The sequence below is a fragment of the Streptomyces sp. NPDC030222 genome (genome assembly GCF_055573115.1).
On the sequence record NZ_JBVICA010000011.1, the window covers coordinates 173952 to 191520 of the forward strand.

Sequence of the window (17569 nt, forward strand, 5' to 3'; positions counted from 1 at the left end):
CGGTGCCGCCCGTGGATCCCGAGCACGCCGCTGCCCGTGACGTGGTCGTGTACTACCACCAGCCGGTCAAGGCACCGCTGCTGCGCGAAGTCCTGCTCCCGCTCGCCGAGTCGTACACGGCACAGGGCCTGGCCGCTCATGTCGAGCGGCACTGGCTGCGCGGCCCCCACCTCCGGCTCCGCGTCGAGGGCCCGCCCGGACGACTGGGTCCGGCCGTCGAGGACGCCGTACGCAGGGTGCGCGGATGGCTCCGTACGCACCCCTCGCACAGCGATCTCACCGAGGCCGAGCTCCTCGACCGGGCTGCGGAGACCGGTCGCGCGGAGCTGGTCGCTCCGCCCTACGGGCCGATCGTGCCCGACAACACGGTGCGGATCGAGCCGGTCGACCGTACCTCGCTGCACGGACTCCTCGGTGCCGACGGTGTGGCCCTGCGCGACGACCTGCTGCGCCGGGGTCTGCCCGCGCTCACCGCGGGTGCCCGGTTCCTCGGTGCCCACGGCGACAGCGCGCAGGCACGGGTCCAGCTCGCCGTGGCCGCACTGGCCGTGCACGCGTCCGCCCACCCCGGGGGGCTCGCCGGGGGCCACTACTCGTACGTCTCCCATCTGGAGGACTTCCTGGTCCACGACGACCCGGACGGGCGGCTCCGTGAGGGCTTCGAGCGCCGCTGGGAGAGCGCGGGCCGGGCGGTGACCCGGCTCGTGGGCCGGATAGCAGCGGAGGGCGGGGCACGCGGCTGGGAACGGGACTGGGCCGACTGGTCCGCCGCCGCCTGGCGGCACGTGCAGACCCGCCACGACGCGGGGGCCGATCTCGAGGGCTTCCCGCTCGAATACCGCGTCCGGGCGGCCGCCACCGGGGACGCGGACGCGATGGAACGCTGGAACCAGGACATCCGCACCCGGTACAGCGAGTTCCACCGGCTGCTCCGGCGCTCCGACCCGCAGGGCCTGATGTGGAGCCGCCCCGACTATCTGGTGTACCGGGCGTGCACCAACGCCCTGTACCGGCTCTTCGCCGTCTGCGACATCCGTCCGCTGGAGCGCTATCTCGCCGCTTCCCTGGTGGTCCGCACGGTGCCGGAGCTGACGGGGTGTGACTGGCGGACGGAAGTGGGCGCCGTCATCGAAGCGGTGGAGGGAAGCTCATGACGACCGGGACCACCGCACCGGGGACCGCAGCCTCGGCCGTGTCGGCGGCAGTGTGGCGGCTGCGTCCGGGCGTCGCCGTCACCCCCTTGCGCAACGGCCTCCATCTGCGGGGCCGGTGTGGCAGTGTCACCCTGGAGGGCAGCACGGCGCTGCCCTCCCTCTGGCGGCTCCTCGAAGGGCCGCTGCGCGCGGGCGAGCCCACGGAACTCCTGCGGCGGGCGGAGCCGGGGTCCGCTCTGCGGAAGGCGCTGGACACCCTGTTCGCGGAATTGCACGCACACGATCTCCTCGTGGCGGTGCCCTCCGGGCCGGCCGCGGACCGGACGGCGGCGGCGGGGACGGGGGGGACGGGGGCGGACCGTACGGCGGCTGACTGGACGGCGGCGACGGCCGAGCAGCCCGCCGCGGCGGCGGCCGCGATCGCGGCGGCACGAGGCGAGGTCGTCGCCGGAACAGCAGGCAGCCCGCTGGCCGAGGCTGCCGTGCGGGCACTGGCCCAGGGCGGGGCGTCCTTCTCGTACACCGTCGACACGGCGGTGCCCGAGGGCCGGATCCTCCTGCGCACCAGCGGCACGGGACAGCAGCAGGCGGTCGCCGCCGGCCTGTGCGGCGGCGGCGGCTTCGTCACCGCTCCGGGCAGTTCTGCGCAGGTCCGGGCGGACGCGGCGGCACTCTCCGTGCGTCTCGCGAGCGGCCCCCCGACGTCGATCCGCCCGGCCCTCCGCCCGGCGACGCCCGGAGGTGCCGGCTCCGGCGGGGCCCCGGCGCCCTCGGGCCCTCTCGAATCACTGCTTGCGGGGGTCGCCGCCCACCGTCTGCTGTGCGCAGTCGGCGGACTGCCGGACCCCGCCGACGAGGGCGACGACCAGCGGTTGCTGCCGGGACTGCCCGCCGTACTGGTGGCCGCCGCCCGGCCGCCGCGGGCCGACTACCGCACCTGGCTCGGGCCCGACCGGCTCGACACGGACCGCCGGGTGGCCATCGCCCCCGCAGGGACCCTCGCCGAAGCGCTGCAGCGGGTGGCGGCGCTGGGCGACGAGCGGACCGGGGTGCTCCCCGCTCCGGCCCCGGGAGCCCTCCGGCAGCTGCCCGTGCCGATCGCCGCCTGCGACCTGTCGGAGGGACCGGTGCTCGTCGGCGCGCCCCGGCTCGATCTGGCACGGCTCGAGGCGTTCTGCCGAGCGGCCGAACTCCGGCTGGGCGAGGCACGATTCGTGGTGGGGGCGGACCCCGCCCACGCCCGCGGCAGAGCGCTGCGCCGGGCAGCCGCCCGTCTTCCGGCGCCGTCCCCCGGGGTTGCTCCGCTGTCCGCAGCGGCCTGGTCCGGCCATCCGCAGGCCCGGCACTGGTGGAGGACGCTCACCGAACGCCTGGGAGTCCGGGCTCGCGTGGAGGTGGTCCGGGTGCATCCGGACGAGGAGGTGTACCGCGCGGTCGTCCGCCGGGCACCGGACGAGCCCGGCTCCGGACCGGTTCTGGGCCGGGCCGTCGAGGCGAGTCCCGCGGATGCGGCCGCGTTCGCGTCCCTCATGGCTGCCGCCGCGGCGGTCGGCACGGCGGACGGAAGCAAGGCGATCGGTGGAGTGGGCGCTGCCGACGGAGCCGTCACTCCCCTGGCCGTCGCGGACACGCGCACGGCCGCCTGGGAGGACGTCGGATGGACGGCCGGCTGGCTCGCGGACGTGGCCCGGCGGGAGCCGGCACTGCACACCGCTCTGCACCGGCTGACCGGGGCCCGTGGCGGGGGAACGCCCCCTGCCACAGCAGGGCGGCTCGCCTCGCAGTTGGCGGCGTTCGGCTTCACGGTTCTGTCCACCAGGGAGGACGTGCGATGACAGCGATGGGATCGGATTCCCATTTTCTCGGGCCGCTGCCCGTGCCCGTGCTCGATGCCCCGTCTGCGCGCGCCGTCACGGACGGCCCGGCTGTCGTCCTGCTGACGGAATGGACGCTCGGGCTCGCCGAGGAACTCAGCCGGCATGCGCTCCGCCACCCGGTGACGCTGGTTCCGGTACGTCTCGACGGGGCGCTGGCCGTGGTCGGTCCGGTCCTGCGGCCGGGCGCGCCCGCATGCTTGTCCTGTGCGGAGTACCAGCGGCTGGCCACGGCGGGTGGCCGGGTGCCGTGGCAGAGCCCCGGGATGACGCTGGCCGGGGTGCCCGTTCCGGCGCTCGGCGGAGCCATCGGCTCCCTCGCACGGGAGTTGCTGGAGGCGCCCCCGCGGACCGGGGCGGCCACGGTGCACGTGGTGCACCAGGGACGGGCCACTTGGTCCACCCACGAGGTCCGGGCGATCGGCGGCTGCGCGGTGTGCCGTCCGCTGCCCGCGGACTCGGCTGCCGCCGTCGCACCCCTGCCGTCCGGGCCACGGCCGCTGCCCGACCCGGCGGTGCTGCGCGGGGCCAACCCCCGTACCGGCAAAGCCGAGTTACGGGAAACCCTGCACGACGAGCGGTTCGGGCCGGTGCGCAGCCTGTTCCGGTCGGAGGACTCGGCGTTCTGTCTGACGACGGCGTTCGTGACGGACGGGCGGCTGCTGGACGACGGCGGATACGGCCGCGCCCACGATTTCGACAGCAGCGAGCGGGTGGCCCTTTTCGAGAGCGTCGAACGGTACGCGGGGATGCGCCCCACGGGCCGACGCACCGAACTGCGCATCCCATTCGCCGAGTTGGGTCCGGATCTGGCGGTCGACCCGGAGCGGCTCGGCCTGCCGGATCCCGCCTACCACGGGCATCCGGCATCACGGACGGTGGCGTACACCCCGGAACTGGAGCTGGACTGGGTGCACGGCTGGTCGCTGACCCGGCGCCGGGCCGTCGCCGTCCCCGAGCACGTGGCGTACTGGGACGTGCCGGACACCGGCCGGCCGCGCGTGGTGTACGAGTCGTCCAACGGCTGCGGGCTCGGCAACAGCCTCGAAGAGGCCGCCCTGTACGGCCTGTTCGAGGTCGCCGAGCGCGATGCGTTCCTGATGGCGTGGTACGCGGCCACACCGCTGACCCGGCTGGTACTGCCGTCCGACGATCCCGGAACGGCCCTGCTCGCCGACCGGGCGGCGGTGGCCGGCTACCGGCTCGTCCTCCTCGACGCGACGAACGACTTCGGGATCCCGGCGGTCGTGGCCGTCTGCCGCTACGAAGGCTCCCACCCGGAGGCACCCCGGATGTTCCTGGCGGCCGGGGCACACCACGACCCGCGCGCAGCGATACGCTCGGCGGTCGCCGAAGTCGTCACGAACGTCCTGGAGTGCGTGCACCGCGCCTTGGCGGGCGAGGGGGCACGCGATCCGGAACGGCTCCGCCCGATGCTGGACCGGCCCGAGCTCGTCGTGACCCTCGACGACCACGTGGGGCTGGGCACGCTCCCCGAGGCGGCCCCGCGCCTGGAGTTCCTGTTCGCCGGGACGCCCGCCCTGCCCGTCTCCGAGGCGTGGCCCGGCGCTCCGGAGCCGGTGACCGATCTCGCCGCCTTCCTCGATGCGACCGTGAGCCGGCTGGCCGGTGCGGGGCTGGAGGTGATCACCGTCGACCAGACCGAGCCGGGTCTGCGCGACCGGCTCGGCCTCCACTGCGCGAAGGTGATCGTGCCCGGCTCGCTGCCGATGACCTTCGGCCATGTGAACCACCGCACCAGGGGCCTGCCCCGGCTGCTCGATGTCCCCTACCGGCTGGGACGCACGGACCGCCCGCTGCGCTACGCGGACCTGGCGATCCATCCGCACCCCTTTCCCTGACGGGCTCGCCCGCCGATGCGCGCGAACCGAGGCAGGGACCTGTCGGCGCATCGATGCCCGGCGTGCCGTCAGGTCCCTGCCGGCCCGGCCTCTGCCGGCCCCTCCCTGCCGACGCCTTCCCTGCCTGCTTCCCCTCTGCCGACTTCCTGCCGCGAACGAGGACTTCCACGTGAGGACCGACACCGTGACCACCGAGACCGTGACCGGCACCCCCACCCCCGGCACCGTGACCGCCGACACCTGGCACGGCTACCACGTCTTCCTGCACTCCGGCACCGAGGACACCGACCGCTTCCTGACCGAGGACGCGGCCCCGCTCCTCGACCGGCTGGTGGCGTCCGGCGAGGCGGCGCATTGGTTCTTCATCAGGTACGGAGAGGGCGGTCCGCACCTGCGGATACGGGTCCGCGGACTCACCGCGGAAGCCGCCGCCGAACTACCCGTTGCCCTGGCCGATGCGGCCGCCGAGCGGCCCGCGGTGACCGGGCCCTGGCCGTCCCGCCACGGTGAGGTGCGCGAGGTGCCGTACGTCCCGGAGACGAGCCGTTACGGCGGGCCGCGTGCCCTGCCGACGGCCGAGCGGGTCTTCGTCGTGTCCTCGCGGGTGGCGGTGGAGGCCCTGCGCGAGATCCACGCGGGCCCGGGCGGACCGGCGCGCCTCGCGTTGGCGGCGGATCTGGCCCATGCCACGGCGTACGCCCTCGGTATGGACCGGCTCGCGGCGGCGCGGTGGCTGCGGCGGCACGCGGCGGGCTGGCGGTGGGTCACCGAGGTGGAGTTGCTGCCGGGCGCCGCGGTGCACATACGGGTCAACTCCGTCTACGCGGCGCAGCGCTCGGCTCTGGCACGGCGGGCGCGGACCCTGCAGGCGCGGCTGGACGGCGATGCCGCAGCCCCCTGGCTCGTGGAGTGGGTGCGCGAGGTCCGGGCCGCCGACGAGGCCCTGCGCCCGGCCGACGGGAGCCGGGCGGAGACGGCGCTGCCGTGGGTATGGGCGTCGCAGCTCCACATGATCCTCAACCGGCTCGGCGTCACCCCGGACGAGGAGCGAGCGGTGTGCCGCCTCACCGCCCGGACGCTGCTGGACGAGGAGGAGCCGCCGTCGTTCTTCCCCGAGGGGTATCGGGCGGCCGACGTGCAGTACCTGGAGCGCAGCAAGTTCCAGATCGGCCGCAACCAGGACACGGCACTGCGGCCGCTGCCTTCACCGTCCGCGGTTGCGGTGCGGGGACCTGAGACGGACCCGGCGGAGATCGCCCTGTCGGCGGCGCCTTTGCCCGAGGTGTCCCTGCACACCGTACTGACGAGCCGGGCGTCCGCGCGGGGCCCGCTCGAAGGGCCGCTCGACGCCGCGGCACTGGGCACATTGCTGTGGACCGCGCTGTCCGAGAGCAGCCGCTCCGAACAGCGCCTGCCGGACGGCTCGGTGCGGTCCCTGGCCCACCGTCCCTATCCGAGCGCCGGCGCGCTCTACACCGCCCGTGTGCGTCTGCTGGTCCTCGACGTCGCCGGACTCCCGGCGGGGACCTACGACTGTCTGCCGGAGCGCCGGACGCTCCTCCCCATCGGCCCTGTGCCGCCGGTGTCGGAGGTCGAGCCGCTTTCCACGTACTTCACCCGACCGTCCGAGGACCCCGACCGGATCGGTATCGGCCGAGCGCCGGTCGTGCTCGGCCTGTATGCGAACCTCGGGCTGCTACGTCGGCGTTACGGGCTCCGCGCCTTGCGTCTCGCTCTTCTGGAGACCGGTCACCTCGCCCAGACGCTCCTTCTGACGGCGACGGCCCTGGGGCTGGCGGGGACCCCGGTGAGCGGCTTCCACGACGACCTGGCCCACGAACTGTTCGGCCTGGACGACATGGAACAGCCGCTCCAGTACCTGCTGCCGCTCGGGCGCCCGGTACGGGGAGGGCACGGCAGCGGCTGATCGAGACCGCGGCCGGCCCGAGCGGTGGCGGGCCTCCGCAACGGCCGGCGCCGATTCTGCCGTCGACCGCGAGAAGGGAAGGACGCTGGGCCCGCACCCCTTCGGTACGAGGGTCCACCTGCCCGATCCCTTCGGCATCGGCCTCGACACGAGCGGTCTCTGAAGCGGTGGCCACCGTGCGGGGGGACCGGCCCGGGCCGCCGTGCGTCGACCGTGCGCCCCGGGAAGGGTGGCCCGGTGACCACTCGTCGTGCCGCGTCCTTCCCGTGACGGGTATCGACCCGGAGGCGGCCGGGAAGAATCCGGGCCGCCCCGGCAAACCTCTCCAGGACTCCCCCGGCTCCGACAGCTTTACCGGTCCTTTACCATAGGGCCCCGGGAGACTAGCCTCCCGGATACCGGACGCCCTCACAGCGAAGGAGCAGCAGACCCGCAATGGGTGAACCTCCCAGTACCAGCCGTGCCACAGCCCGCCCGACGGCGAGCCCGGGACCGGAGGTGGCACGGTGACCGAGTTCCTGCTGCTCCTGCTCGCCCTGGTCCTGACCCTGGCCTGTGCGGTCTTCGTCGCGGCCGAGTTCTCCCTGACCACCGTCGAGCGCGGTGAACTGGAGCGGGCCGCCGAAGCCGGCGAGCGGGGCGCCGAGAGCGCCCTCGAGGCGGCCAGGCGCCTCACCTTCCAGCTTTCCGGCGCCCAGCTGGGCATCACCGTGACCTCGCTGGTCATCGGCATGCTCGCCGAGCCGTCTCTCGCCTCGCTGCTGCGCGGCCCCCTGGAGGCACTCGGTCTGGGTGCGGCCGCCCCCACGGTGGCGACGGTCCTGGGCGTCGCGGTCTCCACCGTGCTGCTGATGGTGGTCGGTGAGCTCGTACCGAAGAACTGGGCGATCTCGCGCCCGCTGGCCGTGGCCAAGGTCGTGGCGACCCCGCAGCGGGGCTTCACCGCGGTCTTCGGACCGTTCATCGGGCACCTCAACGAGACCGCCAACCGCTTCGTGCGGCGCTTCGGGCTCGAACCCGCCGAGGAGCTCGCCCACGCCCGTACCCCGGAGGAACTGGTGGCGCTCGCCCGGCATTCCGCCGCGCAGGGTGCGCTGGAGGCCGACCAGGCCGAGCTCTTCGTGCGCACCCTGCACCTGGGCGAGCTGACCGCCGAGAACGTCATGACGCCCCGCGTGGACATGCAGGCGCTCGAGGCCCGTGCCACCGCCGCGGACGCCGTGAAGCTGACCCTCGCCACGGGTCTGTCCCGTTTCCCCGTGTACCGGGACAGCCTGGACGAGGTCATCGGCACCATCCACATCCGGGATGTCCTCGCGCTGGACGAGGACGAACGCGCCGGCACCCCGGTGACCGACCTGCTCGCCCCGCCGCTGCTGGTGCCCGACAGTCTGCCCGTCGACACCCTCCTCGCCCGGCTGCGCGCCGAACGCACCATGGCCGTGGTAATCGACGAGTACGGCGGCACCGCCGGCGTCGCGACCGTGGAGGACATCGTCGAAGAGGTCGTCGGCGAGGTCCGCGACGAACACGACCCGCTGGAGGTCCCCGACCTGCTGCCCGCCCCCGGCACCGACGACGGCCGCCACGTCTGGGAAGCCGACGGCAGCATCCGCATCGGTCAGTTGACCGCCATCGGCCTCACCGCCCCGAACGGCCCGTACGAGACCCTCGCCGGCCTGGTGGCCACCCGGCTGGAACGCATCCCCGAACCTGGAGACACCGTGCACCTCGACGGATGGGACATCACCGTCCTCGACGTCGACCATCACCGCGCCGACCGCCTCGCCCTCACCGCACCGCCCGCACAGGGGGACCGGGCAGGCGGGGCACAGGAGACCCCGGCACGGGATACCCCGGCAGGGGAGGCCGCGCGATGACCACGGTGCAGCTCCTCATCGGCGCCCTGACCCTGATCACCAACGCGTTCTTCGTCGCGGCCGAGTTCGCACTGATCTCCGTACGCCGCAGCCAGATCGAGCCACGGGCCGATGCCGGCGACACGCGTGCCAGGATCACCCTGTGGGGTCTGGAGCGTCTCTCGGCGATGATGGCCACGGCCCAGCTCGGTATCACGGTCTCGTCCCTGGTCCTGGGCGCGGTCGCCGAGCCGGCCATCGCACACCTGCTGGAACCGCCCTTCGACGCCATCGGTGTGCCCGACGCGCTCATCCACCCCATCGCGTTCGTCATCGCACTGACCCTCGCGACGTACCTGCACATGCTGATCGGCGAGATGGTGCCCAAGAACATCGCGCTCGCCGCGCCGGTACCCACCGCCTTGCTGCTGGGACCTCCCCTGGTCGCCGTGACGCGGGCCCTGCGCCCGGTCGTGTTCGGCATCAACGCCTTCGCCAACGCGCTGCTGCGGCTGCTGAAGGTCGAGCCGAAGGACGAGGTCGCCTCGGTCTTCACCGACGACGAACTCGCCCGGCTGGTCAAGGATTCGAGTGAGGCCGGACTCCTCGGCCCCGAGGACGGAGAACGGCTGCAGGACGCCCTCGAACTCGGCACCCGGCCGGTCGGCGAGGTGATGGTGTCGTTGAACAGGACGATCACCGTCGGCCACGACATCACCCCGGAGGGGCTGGAACGGGCCGCTGCGGCCTCCGGCTTCTCACGGTTCCCGGTCACCGGCCCCGGTGGAGCGATCCTGGGCTACCTCCACATCAAGGACTCGCTTGCCGCGGGCGAGCGCACCCGGCCTTTCCCCCGCACCGCCCTGCACCCGATCACCAAGGTCGCCATCGACACGCCCCTGGACGACACCATGACCGCCATGCGCGCGGCGGGCACCCATCTGGCCGCCGTCACCGGCGGCAAGGGAACGGTCATGGGCTTCGTCACCATGGAGGACGTCCTCGAGGAGCTCGTAGGCCCGGCCCACGGGAGGGCCGCCTGACGCGGGTGCCACGAACTGACCCGCTACGCGATCCGAGTCGGGCTCATCGAACCATGACTCCTCGAACCCTGACACCACTGGTGGGGTGTGGTGCGCCGGCACCGGTTCGTGTCCACCAGTGGCTCGTGTCAGCGTGGTCCGACGGCCAGGAAGGTCCGCTCCCGGTCGCCCGGCAAGGTCGTGCAGGTGCCTCGCGTCTTCACGGCTTCGCGCAGGGGAGCGTCACCTGCTCGCTCCGCGCGCTCATGTTGTGATCCGGCACGTGCAGGGTGACGAATGTGCTCACCGACGAGGCGTTCGCCATCGGCGGCAGTTTCAGCACCTTGAGGATGGAGTGGCTCATGGTGCCGGGGGTGAAATCGACCTCTCCCGAGGAGACCGGGTCGGCGCTGGACGCAAACGTCCAGAAGTAGCGGACCTTCCCCTGCCCGGTAGCCGTGATCTTGCCGTCGAACGCGATCTCGACGGTCGGCTTGGTGCAGTCGACAATGGTCCCGGACTTGGTCAGGGTGATCACTTCGACCTTGGTGACCTTCACGTTCTGCTTGCCGCCGTCCGGCTTCTGCCGCGGCGGCGTGGCGCACCTGACGTGCTTCTGCTGACCGGCGTCCTTGTAGCTGACGCTGTACGTGCCGTAGCGGACTCCCTGCCGGTCGAGCTCGCCCTGGCCGTCCACCGCGGCCGTGAAGGACGTCCTCGGCCCCTGGACCCGCACCGACTGGTTCGCGGGGAACCCGCTGAGGCTGAGGTCGTAGGCCATGCGCCCGCCCGGCTTGCCGGTCGTGCCCGGAATCAGCTCGCAGGAGGCACCGGCCGGTGCGACGCCGGCCTCGGCCGAGCGTCCCTGGGCCGCGAAGGCAGGGGTGAAGGCGATCGATGAGGCGAGGAGCGGGGCCGCCAGAAGCACGAGCCGCCGATGCCAGGCGGTCTGCCGGTTCATCGTGCTGCCCTTCATGAGAGAAAAGCCCCCGATGTCGGACCACCAGGATATCGGCGGAGGAGCCGCAGGGCAGGCCGACCACGGCCGTACGCTTCCGGTCTCGGGGGGCCGTCCGCCGGGACCGGAGCCACCCGAGACGACGGTCTCCAGGTGACGAACGACACGGGATCTGCGGCGCACCGCACACGGCCCTGACACCGGGCTGCTGCGGCAGCCCGTGCGCACCCCGCCGGCCGCTGCACGTCCTTTCGGCTGAAGGTACGTCAAGGTGCCGCCGAAAACGGTCTGTTGCCTCGCCTCAGCGAGGAAGGGTTCCGGAAGCGAAGGCGAGGATGTGGTGGACGGCGTCGCGCAGATGGCCGAAGTGACGGTGGACGCCGTCCACCGCCGCGGGGGCGTTGACGCCCCACACCGTCATGCCGGCGCCCAGCGCGGACCGCACGCCGGACGGGGCGTCCTCGATGACCAGGCAGTCCTCCGGCTGCGCGCCGAGGTGTGCGGCGGCGTGGAGGTAGGGCACGGGTGAAGGCTTGCCCTCCTCCACTGCCGCGGCGTCAACGATCAGGTCCGGCACGGGCAGGCCGGTCCGGGCGAACCGTCCGCGCACCCGGTGTTCGTAGTTCGAGGTCACGAGCGCCCAGGATCCCGGCCGCAGTCCGGACAGCACCTCGACCGCGCCGTCGAACGCCGCGTAGACACCGGACCGGACGTCCTCGTCCTCCAGTTCGTGCAGCACGGCCAGGCACTCCTGCGGATCGCGGTCCGGAGCGACCTGGGCGAAGGTCTCCAGGGGGCGCGTCCGCAACGCGACCGCGTAGACCTCGTCGGAGTCCAGCCCGTAACGCTCCGCCCACGTCCGCCAGACGCGGCGCTGATTCTCCACGGCGTCGATCAGGGTGCCGTCGACGTCGAAGAGGACGTAGCGCGGGCGGCCGGACCGGGCGCGTTCACTGCTCATGTACCGATCATGGCATCCGGGCACGACGGAGCATGACAGGAGGGCCCTTGGGCGGCGTCCCGCGACGCGTGCGTGGTCCGGACGCGGTGCCGATGGCTCTCCACGGCGTTGTCGGTGTCCTCGGTGAATAGGTCGGCGTCGATCGCGGTGCCGTTTTCAGACCGGCGGCCGCCGCGATCACCTGGGCCGTCACGTCGGCCATGTCCGGCCGGCCGGAACGGCAAAGTATTCTTGCCGATATGGCATACGGCGACGCAGCGGTCCTGGCTTCCATGGGCCCGCGGCTGCGTGCCCTGCGCAAGCAGCGGGGCATCACCCTGGCACAGCTCGCGGAGACCACCGGCATCTCGGCCAGCACCCTGTCCCGCCTCGAATCCGGCGAGCGCAGACCCAATCTGGAATTGCTGCTGCCGCTCGCACGCACCTATCAGGTGCCGCTCGACGAGCTGGTCGGCGCACCACCGGTCGGGGATCCACGGGTGCGGCTGAAGCCGATCAGGCGCCATGACTCCACGATCGTGCCGCTGACCCAGCACCCCGGCGGGGTGCAGGCGTTCAAGATGGTCATGGGCGCGGACCGCTGTGTGCCCGATCTGCGGACGCACCAGGGCTACGAGTGGCTGTACGTGCTCAACGGCAGGCTGCGGCTGGTACTGGCCGAGCGCGACATCGTGCTCAGGGCCGGAGAGGCCGCCGAGTTCGACACCCGGCTGCCGCACTGGTTCGGCAGCACGGGTGACGCGCCGGTGGAGATCCTCAGCCTGTTCGGACCGCAGGGCGAACGACTGCACGTCCGCGCGAAACCTCGCGGTGCGCCGTCCGGGGCCGCCGACCCGGACTGATCTCCGCTGCACCTGCGGGCGCGGAGGGCAGGTCGGCGTTCACCACCGGGCGGGCGGGGCGACGCCCCGTCGACAGATCCGTCAACCACTCGTCGGTGCGTCAGTCGGCTGTCATGGGTGGGCCCGGAGACCCGGGGGCCTGCGCCCCGCCGACCCGAGCGCGTGCACCCCGCCGGCACCGTGGATGATCAAGGTGTGAATACACAGACAGAGCGTCGGGGTCGAGGGAGTCTGCTGCTCTCCACGGTCGCCGTGACGACGGCCGGCCTGCTGATCGAGATGGTGTTCGTGGGGATGCTCCTCTTCCTCTGGGGGATCACTCACCCGGGGCCCCGGGACGACAGCCCCGCCCTCCTGGTCCTCGTCCTTCCGGTGCTCCTCGTGGTCGTGACGGCCGTCTCCTTGGTCATCGCATCGGCCCTGGTCCTACCTTCGCTGTGGCTCGCCGACCGGGCCGGCGCGCGGTTCGGGAGGGAATCGGCCTGGTTCGGGAGCGACTCGGCCTTGTGGACCCCGCTCGCGGCCGTCGCCGTTTCGGCGACGGTGGTGACCGTCGCCGGACTGGCTCTCGCGCTCCTCCATGGCGGACCGGCAGCCCCTTCCGCCTACCTGTGGTGGTGGCTCGCGGTCGCGGTGTTCGTGGTCCCGGCCGGCGTCCTGGGCAGATTCGCCCGCCGTCGCGCCGCGCAGGGCCGTCCACTCCGGCCGGTGCGCACCGTCGCGCTGGGCGGCTGTGCGGGAGTGGCAGCGTTCTTCGTGATCGCGTTGACCGTCATCGTGGCACTGGACTCGGTCTCCGACTGAAGCCCGTCGATCGTTTTCAAGATGTTACCTATCCCACGTTTCAAGCCTTGCTTGAACGCTGATACGGCCCGGTCCCGTCTATCTCGGTAACCGGTGAACCACCAACAGACCGGTCAGTGAGTGAGGTTCGCAGATGTCCAAGGTCCTTCTCCACAACGCCGAGCACCGCCTTCCGGCTGTGGGCTGCCGGCCTTCAGGGCCCGCCGCCGCGCACGGTCTCCGCCCGTGCCCCACGCATTGAGCGGTCGCGCCCATGGACTACTGCCATCCCTGCCGCCGCTCCCTGAACGGCGCCGTGACGTGCCCGGAATGCGGGGCGTACGACGCCCGCATGGCTCCGCCGAGCGACCGGGGCGATGACGCCCCGACGGTGGAGACGACGATGCCGGAGGTCCTCTTCGCCGAGGCACCCGGCTCCGTCGAGTCCCCTGGTCTTCTCCCGCCTCCCACCCGCGCGGCACCTCCGCCGTCGGCCCCACGCCGCAACACGTCGCGCCTGAAGAGGTACGGGGGCCGCACCCTCGTCGCGGCCACCATGGCAGTGTTCGGCGGCCTCGCCGCCACCTCGCTGCTGCCCCAGGCGTCGGCCGAACTCCCCCATGCGGCGCCACCCCCTGAGCAGGCGTTGCCCGACGCGCCCCAGGCCGACGTCACCGAATCGCCGAAAGCCTCGCGTCCGCCGGAACGCGCCACCACGCACCCGGCCAGAAAGGGTGTCCGCGGTCAGAACGGCGGTGCCACCCGGCAGCCTGCCGTGACGCCCACCCCCCGGGAGACACCGGCTTCCCCGTCCCCCGCCGCGAGCACGACCCGCCCGCCCGCGACGGCCGAACCGACGCCCCGCCCGTCCACCGGCCGCCCCAGCCAGACGGCCTCGCCGACGCCGAGCGTCTCCGCAAGCCCTTCCGAAAGCGCCGGCGCCTCGCCCACAGGGAGTCCCTCACCCAGTCCCCCCGGTCGTACCCCGGGCGTCACAGGTCGCGGCCGTGGCTGACGCGCGCGTCGACGGTCGAGGACTTCCAGCTCGTCGGCCGGGCCGAACGCCGTCTCGATCCGACGTCGAGGACCGTCTCGCGGCCCAAGGAAGCCAAAGGGCTCGTCGCCCTTTCCCGCCGTTGGAAAGTGGAACGAACGCCGGGCCGGATCATGCACGCCCGCCGCAACGTCACGGTTTCAGGGGCAGGCACAGCGGCTGAGAATCGCCGTTCGGCGGCGCTACGAGCCGGCCGACGCAGCTGGTGCCGGGAGGTCTCGGTTGATGACACTCGCGGCGCTCTCGATCGTGGCGATGCCGTTCTTCATCGAGCGGTTGCCTTGGGAGAGCGCGACGATCCCGTAGTCGTGGCCGCCGCCGGTGAACACGCCGACGCTGTGCACCCGCCAGCCGTCAGTGGCCAGCGGCAGCCACCCGTTCTTCAACCCGATGGTGGCCGTGCCCGGCGCCCCGGCCGACACCCCCCACCGCTGGTCGGGCGCCACGTGCCGCATCAGACCCAAGGCGTAGGCGCGGGCGTCCGGCTTGAGGACGGAGTTGTCAGAGGTGAGCAGGCGCATCAGCCTGAGCTGGTCGGCGGCGGTGATCTGGGTGCGCCCCCAGTGCCCCTCCGGATCCAGGGCGGTCGCCGTCATGCCCGCCAGGGACAGGAAGCGCTGGACGTTCTTGCGGCCCAGTTGCTGCCACAGGGCGGACGTCGCGGCGTTGTCCGAGGTGGTGATCATGGCTTTGGCCTGGTCGGCCTCGCGTGGGGTCAGGCTGCGGCGCTCCTCGGCGGCGTGACGCAGGAGGGTGCCGAGCACCAGGACCTTGACCACGCTCGCCGAGTCGAACCTCGCCTCCGCCCGGTAGGTGCACGTAGTCGCCGAGCGCCGGTCGTAGAGCGCGAGCGCGGAGGAGCCCGGGCGTCCGCGCAGTGCGGCGGCGATGTCCCGTGACAGCCGGCTCGCCAGCCCCGGCCGCGTGGAGGTGCAGGTGACCTGCGCCTCGCCGACGGGAGCGCTGGCGGTGGCGCTCTTCGCCCCGCCGGTCGGCGCGGCTGCGGCGAGCGGCGTGAGCGACGCGAGTGCGGCTCCGGCGGCGACGACCGTGGTCGCGCCGCGCACGGCGCGGCGGGATATGCGGCTTGCGAGCATGAAGGATCCGTCCTGCCCTCGTCCTGCGGCGGCCCGACGAGCCGGCCAGGTCCTCGAATGACAGCGACGCTACAGGGCGAAGGCACCCTATGGTCGATTTGTGCATTTTCTTGTTATGTGACGTTCGTCAACCCATTCCTCCCCAAGGCCGTCGCCGACAGGACGGAACCCAGGCTGAGCCAGGAGCCCGGGCAGATCAGGGAGAGGGCGGAGCCGCGCCACGCCCCCGGCAGCGGGCCGAACACCGCGGCCGGACGGACGCGTCCGGAACCTGCTGGTGAAGGTCGCCGGGGTGCGCTTGGCGGCGACCGGACACACATGCCCGCAAGGGTTACGACTCATGCCACGGCTGACCTGGCCGTCGGGGCCTCCGACCGGCCTCTCCGGCCGAGGACGCCGGAGCTGCGACCGGGAAGTGAGGCCGGACGTCGCCGCAGCCGGTGCGACCGTCGTCGCGGCCGCGAGCTCCCCGGTCCGAACCTGCGCACCCGGCCCGCGGCATGACGCACACCCGGCCGGCGCGCCAAGTGCCGGACGTCCGCACGAGGCAAGCCCGACCATTGCCCACAGATCATCCGGCACGAGCCGCTGTGACGGATCCCCACCCATGAAAGATCACGATGCCGCTGTGGGGCCCTCGGCTGTCGGCGGAAGCCGGCGCTGCCTACTGGATGCTCCACTGGTGCGGATGCTCCGGCTCGGCGGGGCAGGTAAAGACGTTCAGCAGCCCGTACCTGCCGAAGGCGAGTCGGGTGGGGCAAGGATCCCGTAGGTGTTCGGGGAGACAGTGGTCCTCGACCGGCATCCAGCTGATGCAGCCGTCCCATTCGCGGCTGTCCAGGGTGAGCAGCAGGGTCATGGGTGTGCTGCAGGCCGCGCAGGTCATGGCGTGCGGGTCGGTGCTGTGCCAGGAGGCGAAGCCGCCGACGCGGTAGCCGGGCGGGATCGACAGGTCGTGCTGGTAGGTGAGCACGTCGGCGTCCGGGTCCTTGTCCGCCTTCCGCTCCTGCTTCTCCTCCCAGGCCTCGATCCTGGACTGCAGGCGCACCGGCAGCGTGCCGACATGGGGATAGGTGGTCACCTGCTCGGGATGCAGCACACACGGGTCGGGCACCGCACCCTCGAAGCCGACCAGCAACGGCTCGGGGGCGACCCGCAGCGGCTCGCCCACCTGCTCGGACCGACGCCAGACCAGGTACAGCGCCAGGCCGTAACCGCTCGGGCCGTGCGCCTCGAACGGACACCAGAGCACCTGCAGCAGGTCGCAGTCGTCCGGCCCGGCCGACAGGCCGTGCACGTCCCGCCGGTACAGCTGGGCCAGGCCGATCAGTGGGACCGGATCGGTGTCCGCGACGTCCGGCAGGCGGTGCTTCCGCTCCAGCTCCTTCAGCAGGACCCGCTCGTCGTCGGTCGGCCCCGGAGCCGTGTCCCGCGCCCAGGCCTCCGTGAGCAACCGACGCCGTCGGCGGATGTCCGCGATCCGGTAGCCGCGGCCTCGTCGGTGCGGCTCGGTGCACATCGGCCACGGCTCGTCCGCGGGCCAGAGCAGCGGACCACCGACCGAGCTGGTCGAGACGTCCGGGCACCCGGCCCGCGGGTGCAGGCGGGTCGTCACCCCACGGTAGTCGGACAGCTTCGGGAAGAGCTCTTCGACATCCAGCGGTCGGGGCGGCGTGGTCCTGGTCATGGCCCTGACCATAGAGCACCGGACTGGCCAGGCCAGGTTGTACTCCCCTGCGTCCGCGGCGCGCTGGAGCGCGTCCGTGCGGCCCGGAATGCCGTACGGCAGGCAGCCGGAGCGGACTCCAGCTCCCACCCTTGCGCCTGGACCGCGAGGACGGCCAGGGCACGGTGTCGAGCGGCAGCAGCGTCCGCGGGGCGGGTCCCCGCGCCCACACTCTCCCGGTGCTCGACGAGCCGGGCCACGAGGGCCTGCTCGAAGGCGCTCCCGTCGTCGTCGAGAAGGGCGCGCAGCGCTGATCCGGCGTCAGGGCGTCAGCCGCGTCCAGCCGCCCCGCCGCCTCGACGCGCTCCTCCACGTCCGGCTCGCGCAGGGACACGATCGGCCAGTCGCGGGGGGACGAGGGAGACGACCGGCTCGCGGGCGGGGGCGAGCGCTGCAGGACTTCGGGGCCAGGTCCTCGAGCTCCAGGAGGTGGACCAGCGGGACCACCCG

At 72.7% G+C, this 17569-nt stretch carries 14 protein-coding genes and 1 pseudogene; 10 read left to right on the forward strand and 5 right to left on the reverse strand.

Annotated features, from left to right (window positions below):
- Window positions 1–11 precede the first annotated feature (11 nt).
- The 6 genes from ACZ4Z5_RS18220 to ACZ4Z5_RS18245 all read left to right on the forward strand — a co-directional run bounded on the left by ACZ4Z5_RS18220 (window position 12) and on the right by ACZ4Z5_RS18245 (window position 9719).
- Window positions 12–1154: a lantibiotic dehydratase C-terminal domain-containing protein gene (locus tag ACZ4Z5_RS18220; protein ID WP_468263613.1), complete on the forward strand. Its 1143-nt coding sequence runs from the start codon at window positions 12–14 to the stop codon at window positions 1152–1154.
- The gene (locus ACZ4Z5_RS18225; protein ID WP_468263615.1) at window positions 1151–2989 is read left to right on the forward strand and encodes a hypothetical protein; all 1839 of its coding nucleotides are present in this window, start codon (window positions 1151–1153) and stop codon (window positions 2987–2989) included. The genes ACZ4Z5_RS18220 and ACZ4Z5_RS18225 overlap by 4 nt, the downstream gene beginning before the upstream one ends.
- A complete protein-coding gene (locus ACZ4Z5_RS18230; protein WP_468263618.1) occupies window positions 2986–4890 on the forward strand; it encodes a TOMM precursor leader peptide-binding protein in 1905 nt (634 codons plus the stop codon). Before ACZ4Z5_RS18225 ends, ACZ4Z5_RS18230 begins: the two co-directional genes overlap by 4 nt.
- A gap of 169 nt (window positions 4891–5059) precedes the next feature.
- Window positions 5060–6817 (forward strand): thiopeptide-type bacteriocin biosynthesis protein, encoded by a 1758-nt coding sequence (locus tag ACZ4Z5_RS18235; RefSeq protein WP_468263621.1) that lies wholly within the window; start codon window positions 5060–5062, stop codon window positions 6815–6817.
- Between the two features lie 506 nt (window positions 6818–7323).
- The gene (locus ACZ4Z5_RS18240) at window positions 7324–8697 is read left to right on the forward strand and encodes a hemolysin family protein (protein WP_468263624.1); all 1374 of its coding nucleotides are present in this window, start codon (window positions 7324–7326) and stop codon (window positions 8695–8697) included.
- Complete coding sequence (locus ACZ4Z5_RS18245; RefSeq protein WP_468263627.1) at window positions 8694–9719, forward strand: hemolysin family protein; 1026 nt, start codon at window positions 8694–8696, stop codon at window positions 9717–9719. Before ACZ4Z5_RS18240 ends, ACZ4Z5_RS18245 begins: the two co-directional genes overlap by 4 nt.
- Before the next feature lie 199 nt (window positions 9720–9918).
- On the opposite strand, the gene ACZ4Z5_RS18250 is transcribed toward ACZ4Z5_RS18245, so the two are convergent.
- Both ACZ4Z5_RS18250 and ACZ4Z5_RS18255 read right to left on the reverse strand, forming a co-directional pair.
- Complete coding sequence (locus ACZ4Z5_RS18250; RefSeq protein WP_468263630.1) at window positions 9919–10659, reverse strand: hypothetical protein; 741 nt, start codon at window positions 10657–10659, stop codon at window positions 9919–9921.
- A 298-nt stretch (window positions 10660–10957) separates the two neighbouring features.
- Window positions 10958–11617, reverse strand: a complete 660-nt coding sequence (locus ACZ4Z5_RS18255) for an HAD family hydrolase (protein WP_468263633.1) — start codon at window positions 11615–11617, stop codon at window positions 10958–10960.
- Window positions 11618–11856: 239 nt separating this feature from the next.
- Here ACZ4Z5_RS18255 and ACZ4Z5_RS18260 point away from each other — a divergent pair, with 239 nt between their 5' ends.
- From ACZ4Z5_RS18260 to ACZ4Z5_RS18270, 3 genes and pseudogenes are all read left to right on the forward strand, one after another.
- Window positions 11857–12459, forward strand: coding sequence for a helix-turn-helix domain-containing protein (locus ACZ4Z5_RS18260; RefSeq protein ID WP_468263636.1), 603 nt, complete (start codon window positions 11857–11859; stop codon window positions 12457–12459).
- 195 nt (window positions 12460–12654) lie between these two features.
- Window positions 12655–13263, forward strand: a complete 609-nt coding sequence (locus ACZ4Z5_RS18265; RefSeq protein WP_468263639.1) for a hypothetical protein — start codon at window positions 12655–12657, stop codon at window positions 13261–13263.
- 253 nt (window positions 13264–13516) lie between these two features.
- Window positions 13517–13867, forward strand: a pseudogene (locus ACZ4Z5_RS18270) (SCO2400 family protein); the annotation flags it as partial.
- A gap of 119 nt (window positions 13868–13986) precedes the next feature.
- On the opposite strand, the gene ACZ4Z5_RS18275 reads toward ACZ4Z5_RS18270, so the two are convergent.
- The 3 genes from ACZ4Z5_RS18275 to ACZ4Z5_RS18285 all read right to left on the reverse strand — a co-directional run bounded on the left by ACZ4Z5_RS18275 (window position 13987) and on the right by ACZ4Z5_RS18285 (window position 17080).
- Window positions 13987–14193: a hypothetical protein gene (locus ACZ4Z5_RS18275; RefSeq protein ID WP_468263827.1), complete on the reverse strand. Its 207-nt coding sequence runs from the start codon at window positions 14191–14193 to the stop codon at window positions 13987–13989.
- A gap of 285 nt (window positions 14194–14478) precedes the next feature.
- On the reverse strand, window positions 14479–15393 hold the full coding sequence (locus ACZ4Z5_RS18280) for a serine hydrolase (RefSeq protein ID WP_468263641.1): 915 nt from the start codon (window positions 15391–15393) through the stop codon (window positions 14479–14481).
- A 664-nt stretch (window positions 15394–16057) separates the two neighbouring features.
- Entirely contained in the window at window positions 16058–17080 is a 1023-nt protein-coding gene (locus ACZ4Z5_RS18285) for a hypothetical protein (RefSeq protein ID WP_468263644.1), read from the reverse strand.
- 131 nt (window positions 17081–17211) lie between these two features.
- On the opposite strand from ACZ4Z5_RS18285, the gene ACZ4Z5_RS18290 reads away from it, so the two are divergent.
- On the forward strand, window positions 17212–17373 hold the full coding sequence (locus tag ACZ4Z5_RS18290) for a hypothetical protein (protein ID WP_468263647.1): 162 nt from the start codon (window positions 17212–17214) through the stop codon (window positions 17371–17373).
- Window positions 17374–17569: the final 196 nt, after the last annotated feature.

What these genes read in the sequence shown, in the direction of transcription:
- ACZ4Z5_RS18225 (WP_468263615.1), top strand. Translation starts at nt 1,151, where the DNA reads ATGACGACCGGGACCACCGCACCGGGGACCGCAGCCTCGGCCGTGTCG.
- ACZ4Z5_RS18260 (WP_468263636.1), top strand. Translation starts at nt 11,857, where the DNA reads ATGGCATACGGCGACGCAGCGGTCCTGGCTTCCATGGGCCCGCGGCTG.
- ACZ4Z5_RS18230 (WP_468263618.1), top strand. Translation starts at nt 2,986, where the DNA reads ATGACAGCGATGGGATCGGATTCCCATTTTCTCGGGCCGCTGCCCGTG.
- ACZ4Z5_RS18250 (WP_468263630.1), bottom strand. Translation starts at nt 10,659, where the DNA reads ATGAACCGGCAGACCGCCTGGCATCGGCGGCTCGTGCTTCTGGCGGCC.
- ACZ4Z5_RS18285 (WP_468263644.1), bottom strand. Translation starts at nt 17,080, where the DNA reads ATGACCAGGACCACGCCGCCCCGACCGCTGGATGTCGAAGAGCTCTTC.
- ACZ4Z5_RS18245 (WP_468263627.1), top strand. Translation starts at nt 8,694, where the DNA reads ATGACCACGGTGCAGCTCCTCATCGGCGCCCTGACCCTGATCACCAAC.
- ACZ4Z5_RS18255 (WP_468263633.1), bottom strand. Translation starts at nt 11,617, where the DNA reads ATGAGCAGTGAACGCGCCCGGTCCGGCCGCCCGCGCTACGTCCTCTTC.
- ACZ4Z5_RS18280 (WP_468263641.1), bottom strand. Translation starts at nt 15,393, where the DNA reads ATGCTCGCAAGCCGCATATCCCGCCGCGCCGTGCGCGGCGCGACCACG.